Genomic DNA, 16,781 nt, shown 5'->3' with positions numbered 1-16,781 from the left:
AATTAAAGGTTGCGCTACGGTGCGATCCGCTCGATCGACCAGCCACCGCCGGCATCCCGGCGGTACCGCAACCGGTCGTGCAGCCGGTCGGCCCGACCCTGCCAGAACTCGACGGTCCACGGCGTCACCCGCAGGCCGCCCCAGTGCGGCGGCGGTGGCACCGCGGTCGGCTCCGGGAACCGCCGCCGGGCGGCGGCCAGACCGGCGTCGACCGCCGCGCGGTCCGGCACCACCCGCGACTGCGGGCTGGCCCAGGCGCCGAGCTGGGAGCCGCGCGGCCGGGTGGCGAAGTACGCCTCGGTCTGCGCCCGGGGGATCGGTGCCACCACCCCACGTACCTCCACCTGCCGGGACATCGCGAACCATGGAAAGAGCAGGCTGACCGAGGGATTGTCGGTGGCCTCGGTGCCCTTGCGGGACCGGTAGTTGGTGAAGAAGACGATCCCCGTCTCGTCGTACCCTTTCATCAGCACCGTCCGGGTACTCGGTCGCCCATCGACGTCGGCCGTGGCCAGCACCATCGCATTCGGCTCCGGCAACCCGGCCGCCACCGCGTCGGCGAACCACCGGGCGAACTGGGTGTGCCAGTCGACGGCGAGGCCGCGGCGACGCAGTTCCGGGGCACCGCGATAGTCACGACGCGGCAGACTCGGTCGTGGTGTGTCTCCCGTCACGTCGCTCTCCTGAACTAGGGCTACCCCTGGCACCGAACTTACGCTGGGTACCCACCAGGCACGAACAACCGGTCACCCACCGGGTACGAACGACCAGTCACCGCAGCACACGGACGTCAGTGAAAGCCGTTCAGGGCAGCCTGCAGCAGTTCTACCGGGCGCTCGGGCAGCACCGCCAAATCCCCACCAGGAGAGCCATATGTCCGACTTCAAACCGGGTCTCGAAGGTGTGATCGCATTCGAGACCGAAATCGCCGAGCCTGACAAGGAGGGCGGTGCCCTACGGTACCGCGGCGTCGACATCGAGGATCTGATCGGACAGGTCTCCTTCGGCAACGTCTGGGCACTGCTGGTCGACGGCCGGTTCGGGCCGGGTCTGCCGCCCGCCGAGCCGTTCCCGGTGCCGGTGCACTCCGGCGACATCCGGGTGGACGTGCAGTCGGCGGTCGCCATGCTCGCCCCGTACTGGGGGCTGTCCCAGCTGCTCGACATCTCCGACGAGCAGGCCCGCGCGGACCTGGCCCGGGTGTCGGTCACCGCGTTGTCGTTCGTCGCCCAGTCGGCCCGGGGGCTCGGTCTGCCGGCCGTGCCGCAGAAGGAGATCGACAAGGCGCAGACCATCGTCGAGCGGTTCATGCGCCGGTGGCGTGGCGAGCCCGACCCGCGGCACGTCAAGGCGGTCGACGCGTACTTCATCTCCGCCGCCGAACACGGCATGAACGCCTCCACCTTCACCGCCCGGGTGGTCGCCTCCACCGGAGCCGACGCCGCCGCCTGCATCTCGTCGGGCATCGGCGCGCTCTCCGGACCGCTGCACGGTGGTGCCCCGTCCCGGGTGCTGCACATGATCGAGGGCGTCGAGCGCAGCGGCGACGCCGAGTCGTACGTCAAGGGCGTGCTCGACCGCGGCGAACGGCTGATGGGGTTCGGTCACCGGGTGTACCGGGCCGAGGACCCGCGCGCCCGGGTGCTGCGCCGCACCGCCAAGGAGCTTGGCGCGCCCCGCTACGAGGTTGCCGAGGCGCTGGAGAAGGCCGCTCTGGAGGAGTTGCACAACCGCAAGCCGGACCGGGTGCTGGCGACCAACGTCGAGTTCTGGTCGGCGGTGGTGCTCGACTTCGCCGAGGTGCCGGCGCACATGTTCACCTCGATGTTCACCTGCGCCCGGATGGGCGGCTGGAGCGCCCACATCCTGGAGCAGAAGCGGCTCAAGCGGCTGGTCCGCCCGTCCGCCCGGTACGTCGGCCCGCAGCCGCGCAAGCCGCAGCAGGTCGCCGGCTGGGACGCGGTCCCGCACGACGTTTGATCCGGCATCGGTCCTGATCCGGTACGGATCCCACCGGCACCGGCCCGGGGGATGTGGGGCACGCCTCAGTCACAGACGTGGGACCACACCCCGGGGCCAGCCGGTCGGGTGCAAGGATTGGTCGACCCGTAGCGCCTCTGGAAGGACTGCTGACCACCGTGGCTGACGTTGCGACCATCCGCATCCCAGACGAGATCAAGCCCGCCGACGGCAGATTCGGCTGCGGCCCGTCGAAGGTCCGCCCGGCAGCCGTCGAGGCGCTGTCCGAGGTCGCCACCAGCTACCTGGGCACCTCCCACCGGCAGCGCACCGTCCGCGACGAGGTGGCCCGGCTGCGGCGCGGCATCGCCGAGTTCTTCGCGCTGCCCGATGGCTACGAGGTGGTTCTCGGCAACGGCGGTACCACGGCGTTCTGGGAGGTCGCCACGTTCGGTCTGGTCCGCGACCGGGCGCAGTTCGCCAGCTTCGGTGAGTTCGGGGCCAAGTTCGCCAAGGCGGTACGCGATGCGCCGTTCCTCGGCGAGCCGACGGTGCACAAGGCCGAGCCGGGCGGCGCCCCGACCCTAGTCGCCGAGGCGGGCGTCGACGTCTACGCGACGCCGCACAACGAGACCTCCACCGGGGTCGCGGTGCCGATCCGGCGGGTCGCCGGGGCCGACGACGGTGCGCTGATGCTGGTCGACGCCACATCCGGCGCCGGCGGCCTGGAGGTCGACCCGACCGAGACCGACGTCTACTACTTCGCCCCACAGAAGTGCTTCGGTTCGGACGGCGGCATCTGGCTGGCCCTGATGTCGCCGGCTGCCCTGGACCGGGCCGCCCAGGTAAAGGCGTCCGGTCGGTACATCCCGGCGTTCCTGGACCTGGTTACCGCGATCGACAACTCGCGGTTGGAGCAGACCTACAACACCCCGGCACTGGCGACGATCTTCCTCGCCGCCGAGCAGACCGACTGGATGAACGCCCAGGGTGGGCTGGCCTGGGCGGCGAAGCGGACGGCGGAGAGCGCGGCGGCGATCTACGGCTGGGCTCAGCGGTCCGCAGTGGCCACCCCGTTCGTCACCGATCCGGCACTGCGGTCGAACGTGGTGGCGACCATCGACTTCGTCGACGGAGTGGACGCCGCCCAGATCGCCAAGGTACTTCGGGCCAACGGCATCATGGACACCGAGCCGTACCGCAAGCTCGGCCGCAACCAGCTACGGATGGCGCTGTTCCCCGCGATCGACCCGGCCGACGTCGAGGCGTTGACCGCCTGCGTCGACTTTGTGATCGAGCGACTCTGAGGCATATCGGGCGATAAGGCCGGTTCGGCGTGGATTGTCGCCGAACCGGCCGGTTTGCTCTAGGATGACGATCAACCGCCGACCGACCATCCGTGATCGCCGACGCTCGATCACCGTCCGCCACCCGACCCGCTCAGTGGACGGATCGGGGCAGCTCACTCGACATGCCCGGCGTGGCCTACTCCCATCAGGTGACTTATCGGCGTACCGTGTGCGGAGGACGTCGCGGGCGGGTCGACCTTGCGGCGTGGGGCAGCTCAGCGGGACGGAGGCAACGCGATGCGCCCGGTACGCTTCGTCGCCCTCTCCGAGGACGGTCAGGCCCTGGTCCTCGCTGACGAGGTCGGTCGACTGCTCGCCCTACCGATCGACGACCGCGTCTCCACCGCCGTGCAGGCCGACCCGGACAGCTCGACCACGTTGACGGTGGCCAGCCAGCCCGGCGATCCCCAGCCGTCGCTGTCCCCCCGGGACATCCAGGCCCGGATCCGGTCCGGCGAGTCGGCCGACGACGTCGCGCGGATCGCCGGGGTGCCGGTCGACCGGGTGCTGCGCTACGCCGGACCGGTGCTGCAGGAGCGGGCCATGCTCGCCCAGCACGCTCGGCGTACCAGGCTGAAGAACTCCGAAAAGGGTGCACCGCTCGCCGAGGTCGTCGACGGCCGGCTGGCCCAGCACGGCATCGACGCGGAGAAGATCTCCTGGGACGCGTACCGGCGCGACGACGGCACCTGGCGGATCATCGCCACCTGGCCGTCCGGCAAGGCCACCGCCCAGGCCATCTGGGAGCTTGACAAGAGCCGCCAGGTGATCTCGCCGCACGACGACATGGCGCAGTACCTCTGCACTGAGCGGCCCACCCAGATCCTCGGTCAGGAGCCGGCGCCGGAGCGGGGCGGGCACGCGCTGCCCGGTCCGTCGCGGGCCGAGCCGGGCCGGGGCGGCGGGCACGGCCTCCCGGCTGCCCCGAGTGACCAGCCACGACCCAGCCGGGACCCGATCCGGGCCGGGCGGGACGCGCTGCTCGCCTCGCTGGACCGACCACTCGGTTCGGCGGCCGGTCGCGGCCTGGAACCGGCGGCCAACGCCGAGATGCCCCGGCAGCGGCCGGTGGCCGGCGGCGCCGCCGCCCTGCTCGGGGGCGGCACGGGTTCCGCCTTCGACGACGACGCCGACGCGCCCAAGGAGGTCCCGGCGGTGCCGTCCCTGGCGGTGCTGCGGCCCCGGCGCGCCGCGTCCGGTGCCACCGAGACCCCGGCCGACAGCTCCGGCAAGTCCCGCAAGCGACTGCCGAGCTGGGACGACGTCCTGTTCGGTAGCGGCCCGGCCGACCGCGCGAGTTCCTGACCCGTCGGCGGCCGCCGGCGGCCTGGGACCGATCCGACCCGGGCAGTACCGGTCCAGGAGGTCAGGCTCGGACTGCTCCGGCATGGGCCGGCGCGGGTCGGGCCGGCAGTACGTAGAGCCGGGGCATCGGTGCCCACCTCAGCCGCAGCCGGCCGCCGGTGCGCCGCAACTGCCAGGCCAGTGCGGCGGCGGCGGTCAGGAAGGACAGCAGGCCGCCCAGCCAGATGCTGGCCCCGGCTCCGAAACGCTCAGCGACCCAGCCGATGATCGGTGCGCCGACCGGGTTGGTGCCCAGGAAGACCAGCACCCACAGCGCCATCACCCGGCCCCGGAACGCCGGGTCGACACCGAGCTGCACCCGCTGGTTGGATGCCTGCGCGAAGTAGACCATGAAGAACCCGGTCGGCAGCAGCAGGAGCACCACCAGCCAGTACGTCGGGGCCAGCCCGACCAGGGTGCCGAGGCCGGCGAAGGTCAACGCGCTGCCCAGCACGACGTAGACCGACGGCCGGTCGCGCCGGCCGCTGGCGGCCAGGGCACCGGCCAGCGCGCCGACCGCGAGCGCCGTGGTGAACAGGCCGAACGACGCCGCACCGGTCTCGAAGACCGTCTTCGCCAACGCGGCGAGGGTCAGCTGGAAATTGAACAGCAGTAGGCCGAGCACGGCCATCAGGGCCATCGGCAGCATCAGGTCGGGGCGGCGGGCGACGTAGCGCAACCCGTCGACCACCTTGGCGGCGTCCCGCTGCGCTCCGACCGGCAGGCCGACTCGGTGCAGTTCGCCGGAGCGCATCCGGATCAGTCCGACCAGCGGGGCCGTCGACGCGAGCGCGCTGATCAGGAAGACCGGCCCGACGTCGAACGCCGCGATGGCCAGCCCGGCCACGGCCGGGCCGACGATCCGGGCGGTGTTGAACGTCGCCGAGGACAGCGCGAGGGCGTTGGGCAGCAGCGGGGTCCCGACCAGTTCGGAGACGAACGCCTGCCGGACCGGGGTCTCCAGGGCGTTACCGACGCCGAGCAGGCCGGCGAAGACGAAGACGTGCCAGAGCGCCACCACGCCGGTCAGCACCAGCACGCTCATCACCAGGGCCAGCACGCACCAGATGGCGTTGGCGACGAACAGCAGCAGCCGCTTGTCGTAGCGGTCGGCGAGCCGGCCGAAGATCAGGGTGAACAGCAGCACCGGGGTGAACTGGAGGGCGACAACCACGCCGAGCGCGGTGGCGGAGTCGTCCGACAGCTGCAGGACAAGCCAGTCCTGCGCGATGAACATCATCCACACACCGATCAGCTTGATCAGCTGCCCGGTTGCGAAGATCCGGTAGTTACGGACCTGTAGGGACTGAAAGGTGGTGTTCAGTGTCGCCCGCACTCGGGGTGCGCCTCCTCGGATCGTACGCGTCATCCACACGGGACGAAGCGGACCCGATGGCGACTGTCGCGTCAGCCGCGGGCGACCTGCTGCAGGATCTCCGCCGCCTGCCGTAACGTGTCCCGTTCGGCAGGGCTCAGCGCGGCGAGCCGGGTGGCGAGCCACTCGTCACGTATCCGCTCAAACCCGGCGATCACCTCGCGGCCTGACTCGGTGGCTGACAGGATCACCTGGCGGCCGTCGGTCGGGTGCGGGGTGCGTTGCACCAGTCCGCGCTCCTCGAGCTTGGCGACGATCCTGGTCATCGTCGGCGGTTGGACCCGCTCGATGTCGGCCAGCTCCCGCGGCGTCATCGCACCGGCCAGCTCCAGGCTGGTGAGCGCGGACAGCTGGGTGACCGTCAGATCGCCGACCGGCCGGGCCCGTCGGACCCGCCGGTTGAGTCGGGTGATGGCATCGCGCAGGGACGTCGCCAGTTGCGCGGCCGTGACCTGTCGCTCTCCCATCACCGCCCACTCCGTCACGTTCGTTAGCCTAACTAACGAACACACCGATCGACCAGCCGTTATGACCACCGTCACCGGCGGCACCAGGGTACCGCCGGTGACGGCAGGCGAAGCGACGAGGCGGTCGGCTCAGCCGATCAGCAACTCCAGCGGATGCCGCAGGAAGTAGAGGGTGAACAGCGCGGCCACCCCGTACAGCAGCGGATGCACCTGCGCCGCACGGCCCTTCACGAGCTTGATCAGCACGAAGGTGATCACTCCCGCGCCGATCCCGTTGGAGATCGAGTAGGTGAACGGCATCAGCACGATGGTGAGGAAGGCCGGGATGGCGATCTCGTAGTCGGTCCAGTCGATGGTGCGCACCGCGGTCAGCATCAGGAAGCCGACCACCACCAGCGCGGTCGACGCCGCCTCGAACGGCACCACCTCGACCAGCGGGGACAGGAAGACGGCCAGTAGGAACAACCCGCCGGTGACCAGGTTCGCCGCCCCGGTCCGGGCACCCTCCGCCACCCCGGCGGCGCTTTCGATGTACGAGGTGTTGCTCGACGTACTCGCCATGCCGCCTGCCGCCGCCGCGATCGAGTCGACGACCAGGATCTCCCGGGTCCTCGGCGGCATCCCCTCGGCGTCGAGCATGCCGCCCTCCTGGCCGACCGCGACCATGGTGCCCATCGTGTCGAAGAAGTCGGTCAGCAGCAGGGTGAAGACGAACATCAGGGCGATCAGCCAGGTCGCCGAGTCCCACGCGCCCAGCACGGAGAAGTTGCCGAGCAGCGACAGGTCCGGCATGCCGAAGACCTGGTCGGGCAGGCTCGGCACGGTCAACGCCCAACCGCCCGCTCGGCCGTCCGGACCGCCGGCCGGCCCGAACCCGCCGATCGCCTCGACGACGATGGCCAGCACGGTGGAGCCCAGGATGCCGATCAGAATCGCACCCCGTACCTTCCGGACCACCAGCACCAGGGTGAGCAGCAGACCGAGTACGAAGACGAACGCCGGCCAAGTGGCGATCATGCCGTTAATGCCCAGGCCGAGCGGCGGTGACGCGGTGCCGCCGGTGACGAACCCGGCGTTGACGAAGCCGATCAACGCAAGGAACAGCCCGATGCCGACTCCGATGGCGGTCTTCAGCTGGGTGGGCACGGCCCGGAAGACGGCGGTACGCAGCCCGGTCAGCACCAGGACCAGGATGATCACGCCTTCGATGACCACCAGGCCCATCGCGTCGGCCCAGGTCATCTGCGGTGCGATCTCGAAGGCGACGAGGGCGTTCACCCCGAGACCGGCGGCCAGCGCCAGCGGGAACCGGGCGACCACCCCCATCAGCAGCGTCATCAGCCCGGCGATCAGGGCGGTCGCGGCGGCGATCGCCGGGATCGCCAGCGCGGCGCCCTCGCCGTCGACCGCGCTGCCCAGGATCAACGGATTGAGCACCACGATGTACGCCATCGTGAAGAAGGTGGCCAGTCCGCCACGTACCTCGCGGCCGGGGGTGGAGCCGCGGGCGGTGATTTCGAAGAAGCGGTCGAACGCGTTACGTGGGCTGGGGTCCGGGGTCGGCCCGGTTGTCTCTGCCGGCACTGTCGCCATGGATCCTCACAGCTGATCATAAGGTCGATAGGTTGCGCGCATCGTCTCAGATCAGCTGTTACCGGCGAAGGTCCATCCGGTTACGTCCGCGACATCGACGGCCGACTCAGCCCGCCGTCCGGGTCGACCGGCCCGTCGCGGCGGTCCCGATCAACCGGGACGTACCCTGGTGAGGTGCCCGACTCGCCGCTGATGACCCCGCCGGACGCCCCGACCGGCCCGGTGCGGCTGCCGAGGGCGCCCCGACCGGCGCCACTGGACCCACCGATGGTGCCGTTCGCCGTCGGCGGGATGATCGCCTGGGCCGTCGCCGGGCTGGTCTGCCTGCTCGCCCGAGACTGGCTGGCCGACACCGGGCGTACCGACTGGCTCTGGACCTGCCTGGCCGGTCTCCTGCTCGGGCTGCCCGGGCTCGCGGTGATGCTGCGGCACGACGCCAACCGGCGACGGCGCCACGCCGACCAGGTCAGTCGCCGGCCGGACCCGAACGCACCGTGACCGTCTCGACCTCGCCGTCGTCGTAAACCGTGGGCAGCTCGTCCACCGGAGTCACCGCCGGGCCGGTCAGCGTCTCCGAGTGCGCGCCGCAGCCGTGGTCCACGCTCACCACCCGGCCGTCGTCCGGTGCGTACACGTTGCCGCACACCCCGAACGCCTGCCGCAGCGCCCCAGCCAGCATCAGGTAGAACCCGCAGGCGCCGCAGCGGGCCGTGTCCGGCGCGGCGACCGAGATCGGTGCCTGCGGGCCGTGTTCGCCGTCGTACCAGCGCTGCGCGGTGTCGGCGCGGCCCTCGCGAGACATCACCCGGCTCCGGCCGAGCCCGAGCTCCCAGGAGACCTCCTCGACGGCCGGGTCGTCCGACTGCAGGTAACCGGGCGCGAGCCGGTCGTCGTCGAACGAGGTCGGCAGCAGGTCACCGACGCCCAGGTCACCGGGCTGCAGCCGGTCGTGCCAGGGCAGCCAACCCGGTGCCAGCAACGCGTCCGGACCGGGCAGCAGCACCGTCTCACAGACGGTCACCTGCCGGCTGCGAGACACCCGGGTCACGGTGACGGCCCACCGCCAGCCCTGGTACCCGGCAAGATGGCAGTCGAAGAGGTGGGTCACCAGCCGGTCGCCTTCGGCGACTGCCTGCAGGTGCTCGCCGACCTCGGCGGGATCCACCGCGTCGGTCAGCGCGGCGTACGCCACGTCGACGGCTTTGGCACAGACCGAGTCGAGGCGGGCGGCACGAGCGGTGCTCCTGGTCACCGTCCCATTGTTGCCTACCGGCCGGCACCGCCGACAGGCACTCCCCCGCCGACAGCGACTCGTTGTCGCCAGGCACTCCCCTGCCGACCCGGACCCGCGACCGCGAAAACCGGCACAGCCCGAGACGGGACAGCTGCGGATAGGTGAGGATGGGCGCATGGGGCTGTTTCGCTCGCTCGGGCACACGGCCGGGACCGCCTTCCGCGGCACCCGCGCGGTGCTGCGCGGCACGGCGCACAGCGGTCGCTGGGCCGGACACAAGGTTCTGCAGGTACGCCACCGCGGGGCGGGCGGTGAACCGGGCATGTCGCGCCTGTTCGACCTGCACGCCGCCTCCTGCGCCGGGGACACCCTGATCACGATCGGACTCGCCGGGACCATCTTCTTCAGCGCGCCGCTCGGCGAGGCCCGCAGCAGCGTGGCGCTCTACCTGCTGGTGACGATGGTCCCGTTCGCGCTGCTGGCCCCGGTGGTCGGCCCGGTGCTCGACCACTTCCGGCACGGCCGGCGGTACGCGCTGGCCACCACCATGCTCGGCCGGGCCTTCCTGGCCTGGTTGATCGCCGACCACCTGAACGGGTTCGGGCTGTATCCGGCGGCGTTCGGGGTGCTCGCCCTGTCCCGGGCGTACGGCGTCGGCCGCTCCGCCGCCGTGCCCCGGCTGTTGCCAGCCGGGCTTGGGCTGTCCCAGGCCGGGGCCAGGGCCAGCGTCTACGGCACGATCGCCGGAGCGCTGGTCGCACCACTGGGGCTGGCTGCGTTCTGGTTCGGGCCGCAGTGGCCGCTGCGTGTCGCGTCGGTGATCTTTTTGGTCGGCATGGTGATCGCGCTGCGGCTACCGCCTCGGGCCGACTCCGAGCCCGCCGAGCGGGTGCCACGGGCGTTCCGGGTGTTCGGGATACGGCGGGGCATTGACCGGCAGCGGATCCTCACCGGGAGCCGGCTGGTGATCGCCACCCTGGTCGGCAGCGGCACGTTGCGCTGCCTCTACGGCTTCCTGCTGCTCTTCCTCGCCTTCGCGATCAAGGCGGGCGACCTGACCACTGTGATCGTCGGTCAGCAGCTCGGCGACGAGGGCGCGCTGGGGTTGGTCGGAGCGGCACTGGCCGCCGGCAGCTTCGCCGCCACCGCTATCGGCAGCCGGATGCGGATCAACCGTCCACTCGCCCTGCAGTCCAGCGGGCTGGTGATCGTGGCCGGTGTCGGCGTACTCGCCACCCTGCAGTTCTCGCTGCTGATGGTGGCGCTGTTCTGTTTCGTCACCGCGATCATCAGCGGCATCGCGAAGCTCGCGGTGGACGCCACCATCCAGGAGCGGCTGCCGGAACGGCTGCGGGCCAGCGCATTCGCCCACTCCGAGACCATTCTGATGCTGTCGTTCGTCGCCGGTGGCGCGTTCGGGCTGATCCCGGTGGACGGCCGGGTCGGTGTCATCGCGGCGGCCGGCTTCGGCATACTCGCCGCCGCCCGCGCGATGACCGTCGCCGGCCGGCAGCGCAAGGACCGGCTCAACGGCCGACCGGTCGACGCAGCCGACGACGTCCCGGACCCGCCCGAACCTGGCACCGCCGAATCAGGCACCGCCGATCCCGGTACGCCCGAAGCCGGCTCACCCGACGACGGCGGCACGGTTGTTCCGCCACGCGCCCGCCGGTCGATCGTCCCGGCCCGGATCCGACCACGTCCGCGACCCGCCCCGCCGACGCCGGCACCGCCGGCACCGGTCGGCGCTGGGCAGGGCGGCACCGGCCCGGTCGGTGCCGAGCCGGTCGGCGTCCCGGCCGCCGGCGCACCCGCCGGTCACCGCGACGACGACCGGGCCGACGGCCAAGCCGACGACGACGATCCGACGCCACCCGGATTCCACATCTACCGCCCGTCGTCGACGCTGCGCCGCGCGGCCGAGGACGATCGACCCGACGGGCCGGACAGCGGAAGCTGACCCACGGGCAGGTGACGAGTCGCCGGGCAACGACCCTGCCCGGCGACCGGTAGGTCCAGGAAGGCGCGGTGGGTAGGGTGCGGCAGGTGCGGATTCTGATCGTGACCGCGGTCGAGGCCGAGGCGGTCGCCCTCCGGCGCGGAATCGCCCCGGGCGGCGGCACAGCGGGCAGCAGCACAGCCGGTAGCAGCACGGCAGCGGGCGGCGGCACGACGGGCGACACAGCCGACCGAGCGGTCGACATCGCGGTGGTCGGGGTCGGTTCGGCGGCCGCCGCCGCCGGGACCAGCCGGCAGCTGGCACTCGCGGCGAGCAGCGGACGCCCGTACGACGCGGTGGTCAGCGCGGGGATCGGCGGCGGATTCCCCGACCGGATCGCCGTCGGGCAGATCGCCGTCGCCACCCGCAGCGTCGCGGCCGACCTCGGCGCCGAGTCACCGGACGGGTTCCTGACGATCGACGAACTCGGCTTCGGCACCGCGGTCGCCCCCGCCGACGGCGCGCTCACCGGCTGGCTGCGGGCGGTGCTGCCGGACGCCGTACCCGGCGCGGTGCTGACGGTGAACACCGTGACCGGCACCGCGACGACCGCCGGGACGCTCACCTGCCGCTACCCCGACGCGGTGGCCGAGGCCATGGAGGGGTACGGGGTGGCCTGCGCCGCCGAGCTGGCCGGGCTGCCCTTCGCAGAGCTGCGTACCATCTCCAACCCGGTCGGCCCGCGCGACCGGGCCGGCTGGCGGATCCCGTCGGCGCTGGCCGCGCTGACCACGGCGGCCAGCGCGCTGACCAGCCGGAGCGCCAGTTACCGTGGCTGACGTGACCCTGCGGCTGGCTTTCTCCCCCTGCCCCAACGACACGTTCGTCTTTCACGCCCTGGTGCACGGGCTGGTGTCGGACGCCCCGCCGGTCACCGTCCGGTACGCCGACGTGGACGTCACCAACTCCGCCGCCGAACGCGGCGAGTTCGACCTGGTCAAGGTCAGTTTCGCTGCGTTGCCCTGGCTGCTGCCGGACTACCATCTGCTGCCCTGCGGGGGTGCGTTGGGCCGGGGCTGCGGCCCGCTGCTGCTGACCGGAGGTACGGCCGGAGAGGGCCGCTGGGCGGCCGGCGACCTGACCGGGGCAACTGTCGCCGTACCCGGTGAGCGGACCACCGCGTACCTGCTGTTCCGGCTCTGGTCGGCGGGTCGGCCGCCGGCCCGGATCGAGGTCGTGCCGTTCCACGAGATCATGCCCGGCGTCGCCGCCGGCCGGTACGACGCCGGCCTGGTGATCCACGAGGCGCGGTTCACCTACCAGCGGTACGGGCTCACCGCGCTGGTCGACCTCGGAGCGTGGTGGGAGTCGGACACCGGGCTGCCGATCCCGTTGGGCGCGATCCTGGCCCGACGGGGCGTCGTCGACCCGGCGCAGGCGACCGGCTGGGTACGCGAGTCGGTCCGACTGGCCTGGACCGATCCGGGCGCCTCCCGGGACTACGTGCTGGCCCACGCCCAGGAGATGGAGCCGGACGTGGTGGACCGGCACATCGGGCTGTACGTCAACGAATTCACCGCCGACCTCGGTGCCGACGGGTACGCGGCGGTCGCCGCGCTACTGGACCGGGCGGCGGCGCAAGGGCTCACCCCACCGACGGCAGGGCTGCTCGCGCCGCCGCCCGACGACCAGTCACGGCGGCGGTAGACAGTCGGCCACTGCGGTCCGGGGACCGCGACCGCGGGTCAGACCTCCAGTTCGCGGGCGACCGCGTGCACCAGCTGGGCCACGGTCTGCGCCGTCTTGCGGTCCGGGAACCGGCCCCGCCGCAGGTCCGGCTGGACCTTGGCCTCCAGCACCTTGATCATGTCTTCGACCAGTCCGTGCAGCTCCTCCGGCGGTCGCCGACGCAGCTCGGCGACGGACGGCGGGGGCTCCAGCAGCTGTACGCCGAGCGCCTGCGCGCCGCGCCGGCTGTCCACCACCCCGAACTCCACCCGTTGCCCGGACTTGAGGTCGGTGACGCCAGCCGGCAACGCACCCTTGGGCAGGAACACGTCGCCACCCTCGTCACTGGTGACGAACCCGTACCCCTTACCCGCGTCGTACCATTTCACTCGACCCGTCGGCACCACTGACCTCGACTTCACTCGCAGGATTGACCTCACCAGGCTAGCCGGAGCAGTGCGCCGGCCGCCGCCGGGAATCCGGTCAGGTCGTCGATCACCGCAGCCGCTGCGGTGGACCGCAGCTCAGCCGCCGAACAGGGGCCGGAGGCCACCCCGAGACCCGGTATCCCGGCGGTCCGCGCGGCCACCATGTCCGCCGTGTGGTCACCCACATACAGCTGTACGGCGTACTCGCGCAGGGCGACCGCCTTGCCCTCGGCGAACAGGTCCCCGGCGACCTCGTCCGCCGGCAGCCTCAGGTGATCCAGGTGCAGGCGAGCCAGCCGGCCGAGCTTCGAGGTGACCACCACCACCCGCCCGCCCTGCTCCCGGACCAGTTCGAGCGCGGCGACCGCCCCGGGCATCGGCAGGGTCGGACCGACCGCGTAACGGGGGTAGAGCGACCGGAACTGCTCGACCGCGGAATCGACCTGGTCGGCCGGAAACCACTGGCTGATCTCCTGGCGCAGCGGCGGGCCGAGCCGCGACACCGCGACCTCGGCGTCCACCTGCACCCCGGTGAGCTCGGTCAATGCCCGGTAGGTGGCGGCGACCCCTGGCCGTGAGTCGATCAATGTCATGTCCAGGTCGAATCCGACCACCGGCGACATGTGTACGTCCCTTCCTCGTCGCGCCCGCCACAACGGGTGGATCCGGCCGGCGGATGGCCGGTCGGGTGGCGGCCGGAGGGTGAGCCTATGCGGGCGACTCCCGAGCCGGCGCATCTGCTCCGGACGGCCGAGGCCACCTGAGGCGTCCGGCGGGCTAGCGTGGAACAACCATGGCCAACACACTCGCCGACCACCTGCGTTCCCGCTCCGACGCCGAGCTGGGTGACCTGTTGCGCCTGCGTCCGGACCTGGTGGTGCCGGCGCCGACCGACATCACCACGCTGGCCGCCCGGGCCCAGTCCCGGGTCTCCTCCGCCCGTGCGCTCGACGACCTGGACGAGTTCACCCTGCGAATCCTGGACGCCGCGCGACTGTGTCGGGAGCCGTCGGCCCGGGACGGCTCGGCCGGTTCGACCGACGCCGCCGACGCCGCCGTCGAGTTGGACGCGGTGCTGGCGATGGCCACTGTGCCGGGCAGCGGGGCGACCGCGGCTCAGGTCCGCGCGGCGGTGGGCCGGCTGCTGGCCCGCTGCCTGCTGTACGGGTCGGCCGGCCGGTTCCGGGTCGCCGGTGGGGTGGACGAGGCGAGTTCGCCGTACCCGGCAGGGCTGGGCCGGCCCGCCGCCGACCTGGACGACCGGGTCGCGCGACGGTGCGCCGACCCGGCCGCGTTGCGCCGGACACTGCTCAGCGCCCCACCATCGGCCCGGGCAGTGCTCGACCGACTCGCCGCCGGCCCGCCGCTCGGCACGGTGACTACCGCTACCGCCACCCCGGCCACCAGCGCTCAAGCCGCCGACACACCAGCCGGCGGCGGTCCGGGCGACGGGGTGAGTCCGGTGCGCTGGCTGGTCGAGGCCGGTCTGCTGGCGGTGGTCACCGACGCGCCGGCCACGGCCGGCAGCCAGGCCGTGGAGTTGCCCCGCGAGGTCGGGCTGCTGCTGCGCCGGGACACCGGGCCGCTCGGCGCGCTGCGCCCCGACCCGCCTGCGGCCGGTTCCGCCGAGCGCGATCCGAAGGTGGTGGACTCGACCGGTGCCGGGCAGGCGATGGAGGTGGTCCGGCAGGCCGGCGCGCTGCTGGAGGCGTTGGCTGCCGAGCCGGCGCCGCTGCTGCGTACCGGCGGGATCGGGGTACGGGAGCTGCGCCGACTGGCCCGCGCCGGTGGGGTCAGCGAGTCGCTGGCCGGGCTGCTGATCGAGATCGGGTACGCCGCCGGGCTGGTCGGTGCCGCCGAACTGCCCGCCTCGGCCAGCCGCACCGCCGTCGACCAGCAGATCCTGCCGACCGGCAGCTACGACCAGTGGATCAACGAGCCGGTGGCCCGGCGGTGGGAGCGGCTGGTCGGGGCGTGGCTGGCGATGACCCGGCGGGCCGGGTTGATCGGCCGACGGGACGACCGGGACCGGCCGATCACCGCGCTGTCCACCGACGTGGAGCGGGCCGGCGCGCCGCCGGTACGCCGTACCGTGCTGGGGGTGCTGGCCGGGTTGCCGCCGGGAGCCGCGCCGACCGCCGACGAAGTGCTCTCGCTGCTCGCCTGGCAGGCGCCACGGCGCAGCCGGGGCCGCGACGACCTGCACCGCGAGGTCCTCGACGAGGCTGCTCAACTGGGCGTCACCGGGCTGGGCGTGTTGACCGGGTACGGCCGCTCGCTGCTCGCCGGAGAGGGCCGGGACGGTCGGGACATCTCGGCCGACGACGATCCGCTCGGCGTACGGGCCACCGAACGAGAGCACCGAGGTGCGGCTTCGGCGGCGGAACGCGCGCTGGCCGACCTGCTGCCGTCCCCGGTGGACCACGTCCTGGTGCAGGCCGACCTGACCGTGGTGGTGCCCGGCCCACCGGAGCCGGCCCTGGCTGCCGAGTTGGAGCTGGTCGCCGAGCCGGAGTCGACCGGGGCGGCCAGCGTTCACCGGGTCACGCCGGCAAGTGTGCGTCGGGCGTTGGACGCCGGCTACCAGGCGGCCGAGCTGCATGAGCTGTTCGCCCGGCGGTCCCGCACCCCGGTGCCGCAGGGCCTCACCTACCTGATCGACGACTCAGCCCGTACCCATGGCGGATTGCGCGCCGGATCAGCCGGCGGCTATCTGCGCAGCGACGACGAGGCGTTGCTGGCCACCGTGCTGGCCGACCGCCGGCTGGCCGCCCTGTCACTGCGCCGGCTGGCGCCGACGGTGCTGGTCTGTGTGGTGCCCGCCGGCCGGATGCTGGAGGCACTACGACAGGCTGGCTACGCCCCGGTGCCGGAGGACGGCACCGGGGCCGCGCTGCGTACTGGCCGGCCCCGAGCCCGGCGGGCACCGGTGCGGCATCCGGTGACGTTACGGTCGGTCGATCCGCTGGCCGCGCCGAAGCTGACCGCGCCCCGGATCAGCGGTCTGGTCGAGCAGCTGCGTCGCGGGGAGGCGGCGGCCCGGGCGGTACGGCGTACACCCGGCCCGATCCGGGCGGCCACCGGGCAGACGGTCGACGGATTGGCTGCGGTACAGGCGCACTCGCAGGCGCTGGCCGTGTTGCAGCAGGCGGTACGGGACAAGGCGCTGGTCTGGGTGGGCTATGTGGACGCGCACGGCGCCGCCGCTTCCCGGCTGGTCCGTCCGGTGTCGATCGGCGGGGGTTTCCTGCGGGCCGAGGACGAGCGCACCGAGACGCTGCACACCTTCGCGCTACAACGGGTGACCGCTGCGGTGGTGCACGACTGACTGACCGCGCAGCATGTGCTCCCGATCGGTACGCCCG

15 protein-coding genes are annotated in these 16,781 nt (G+C 72.4%); 8 read left to right on the top strand and 7 right to left on the bottom strand.

All coding sequences use genetic code 11. The annotated features are described in order from the left end of the window. Positions 1 to 14: 14 nt before the first annotated feature. On the bottom strand, positions 15 to 674 hold the full coding sequence (gene pdxH / locus ACFHW1_RS00180) for a pyridoxamine 5'-phosphate oxidase (protein WP_416551137.1): 660 nt from the start codon (positions 672 to 674) through the stop codon (positions 15 to 17). Between the two features lie 199 nt (positions 675 to 873). On the opposite strand from pdxH, the gene ACFHW1_RS00175 reads away from it, so the two are divergent. The 3 genes from ACFHW1_RS00175 (at position 874) to sepH (ending at position 4,613) form a co-directional block, all read left to right on the top strand. Further along, a complete protein-coding gene (locus ACFHW1_RS00175; protein ID WP_123606312.1) occupies positions 874 to 1,980 on the top strand; it encodes a citrate synthase 2 in 1,107 nt (368 codons plus the stop codon). A gap of 158 nt (positions 1,981 to 2,138) precedes the next feature. Further along, positions 2,139 to 3,266, top strand: coding sequence for a phosphoserine transaminase (gene serC, locus ACFHW1_RS00170; RefSeq protein WP_416551136.1), 1,128 nt, complete (start codon positions 2,139 to 2,141; stop codon positions 3,264 to 3,266). A 279-nt stretch (positions 3,267 to 3,545) separates the two neighbouring features. After that, positions 3,546 to 4,613: a septation protein SepH gene (sepH, locus tag ACFHW1_RS00165; protein ID WP_416551135.1), complete on the top strand. Its 1,068-nt coding sequence runs from the start codon at positions 3,546 to 3,548 to the stop codon at positions 4,611 to 4,613. Positions 4,614 to 4,674: 61 nt separating this feature from the next. Here the strand turns inward: sepH and ACFHW1_RS00160 are convergent, their stop codons facing one another. From ACFHW1_RS00160 to ACFHW1_RS00150, 3 genes are all read right to left on the bottom strand, one after another. After that, on the bottom strand, positions 4,675 to 5,988 hold the full coding sequence (locus tag ACFHW1_RS00160; RefSeq protein WP_416551134.1) for an MFS transporter: 1,314 nt from the start codon (positions 5,986 to 5,988) through the stop codon (positions 4,675 to 4,677). A gap of 71 nt (positions 5,989 to 6,059) precedes the next feature. Beyond that, positions 6,060 to 6,494 carry a MarR family transcriptional regulator gene (locus tag ACFHW1_RS00155; protein WP_416551395.1) on the bottom strand — a complete coding sequence of 145 codons (435 nt, stop codon included), beginning with the start codon at positions 6,492 to 6,494 and terminating at the stop codon, positions 6,060 to 6,062. A 129-nt stretch (positions 6,495 to 6,623) separates the two neighbouring features. Then, a complete protein-coding gene (locus ACFHW1_RS00150; protein ID WP_416551133.1) occupies positions 6,624 to 8,087 on the bottom strand; it encodes an NCS2 family permease in 1,464 nt (487 codons plus the stop codon). A gap of 192 nt (positions 8,088 to 8,279) precedes the next feature. On the opposite strand from ACFHW1_RS00150, the gene ACFHW1_RS00145 reads away from it, so the two are divergent. Beyond that, positions 8,280 to 8,585, top strand: a complete 306-nt coding sequence (locus tag ACFHW1_RS00145) for a DUF2530 domain-containing protein (RefSeq protein WP_416551394.1) — start codon at positions 8,280 to 8,282, stop codon at positions 8,583 to 8,585. Here the strand turns inward: ACFHW1_RS00145 and ACFHW1_RS00140 are convergent. Continuing rightward, positions 8,554 to 9,411: a DUF3027 domain-containing protein gene (locus tag ACFHW1_RS00140; RefSeq protein ID WP_416551393.1), complete on the bottom strand. Its 858-nt coding sequence runs from the start codon at positions 9,409 to 9,411 to the stop codon at positions 8,554 to 8,556. The genes ACFHW1_RS00145 and ACFHW1_RS00140 overlap by 32 nt on opposite strands. Before the next feature lie 85 nt (positions 9,412 to 9,496). On the opposite strand from ACFHW1_RS00140, the gene ACFHW1_RS00135 reads away from it, so the two are divergent. The 3 genes from ACFHW1_RS00135 (at position 9,497) to ACFHW1_RS00125 (ending at position 12,967) form a co-directional block, all read left to right on the top strand. Next, positions 9,497 to 11,281 (top strand): MFS transporter, encoded by a 1,785-nt coding sequence (locus tag ACFHW1_RS00135; protein ID WP_416551132.1) that lies wholly within the window; start codon positions 9,497 to 9,499, stop codon positions 11,279 to 11,281. A 77-nt stretch (positions 11,282 to 11,358) separates the two neighbouring features. Next, positions 11,359 to 12,099, top strand: coding sequence for a futalosine hydrolase (locus ACFHW1_RS00130; protein ID WP_416551392.1), 741 nt, complete (start codon positions 11,359 to 11,361; stop codon positions 12,097 to 12,099). Beyond that, positions 12,092 to 12,967, top strand: a complete 876-nt coding sequence (locus ACFHW1_RS00125) for a 1,4-dihydroxy-6-naphthoate synthase (RefSeq protein ID WP_416551131.1) — start codon at positions 12,092 to 12,094, stop codon at positions 12,965 to 12,967. Before ACFHW1_RS00130 ends, ACFHW1_RS00125 begins: the two co-directional genes overlap by 8 nt. Before the next feature lie 38 nt (positions 12,968 to 13,005). Here ACFHW1_RS00125 and ACFHW1_RS00120 read toward each other — a convergent pair whose 3' ends face one another. Then, the gene (locus ACFHW1_RS00120) at positions 13,006 to 13,392 is read right to left on the bottom strand and encodes a cold-shock protein (protein WP_416551130.1); all 387 of its coding nucleotides are present in this window, start codon (positions 13,390 to 13,392) and stop codon (positions 13,006 to 13,008) included. A gap of 32 nt (positions 13,393 to 13,424) precedes the next feature. Continuing rightward, positions 13,425 to 14,039: an HAD family hydrolase gene (locus ACFHW1_RS00115; protein ID WP_416551129.1), complete on the bottom strand. Its 615-nt coding sequence runs from the start codon at positions 14,037 to 14,039 to the stop codon at positions 13,425 to 13,427. 170 nt (positions 14,040 to 14,209) lie between these two features. Between ACFHW1_RS00115 and ACFHW1_RS00110 the strand changes: the two genes are divergently transcribed. Beyond that, a complete protein-coding gene (locus ACFHW1_RS00110) occupies positions 14,210 to 16,744 on the top strand; it encodes a helicase-associated domain-containing protein (protein ID WP_416551128.1) in 2,535 nt (844 codons plus the stop codon). Positions 16,745 to 16,781: the final 37 nt, after the last annotated feature.

The organism is Micromonospora sp. LOL_014 (genome assembly GCF_048060245.1).
GTDB lineage: Bacteria > Actinomycetota > Actinomycetes > Mycobacteriales > Micromonosporaceae > Micromonospora_E.
The sequence above is the reverse complement of the archived record's forward strand: the minus strand, read 5'-3'. Positions and strand labels throughout refer to the sequence as shown.

Coding starts and splice junctions, on each gene's coding strand:
- ACFHW1_RS00175 (WP_123606312.1), top strand. CDS start 874: ATGTCCGACTTCAAACCGGGTCTCGAAGGTGTGATCGCATTCGAGACC.
- sepH (WP_416551135.1), top strand. CDS start 3,546: ATGCGCCCGGTACGCTTCGTCGCCCTCTCCGAGGACGGTCAGGCCCTG.
- ACFHW1_RS00155 (WP_416551395.1), bottom strand. CDS start 6,494: ATGGGAGAGCGACAGGTCACGGCCGCGCAACTGGCGACGTCCCTGCGC.
- ACFHW1_RS00150 (WP_416551133.1), bottom strand. CDS start 8,087: ATGGCGACAGTGCCGGCAGAGACAACCGGGCCGACCCCGGACCCCAGC.
- ACFHW1_RS00145 (WP_416551394.1), top strand. CDS start 8,280: ATGACCCCGCCGGACGCCCCGACCGGCCCGGTGCGGCTGCCGAGGGCG.
- ACFHW1_RS00135 (WP_416551132.1), top strand. CDS start 9,497: ATGGGGCTGTTTCGCTCGCTCGGGCACACGGCCGGGACCGCCTTCCGC.
- ACFHW1_RS00115 (WP_416551129.1), bottom strand. CDS start 14,039: ATGTCGCCGGTGGTCGGATTCGACCTGGACATGACATTGATCGACTCA.
- ACFHW1_RS00110 (WP_416551128.1), top strand. CDS start 14,210: ATGGCCAACACACTCGCCGACCACCTGCGTTCCCGCTCCGACGCCGAG.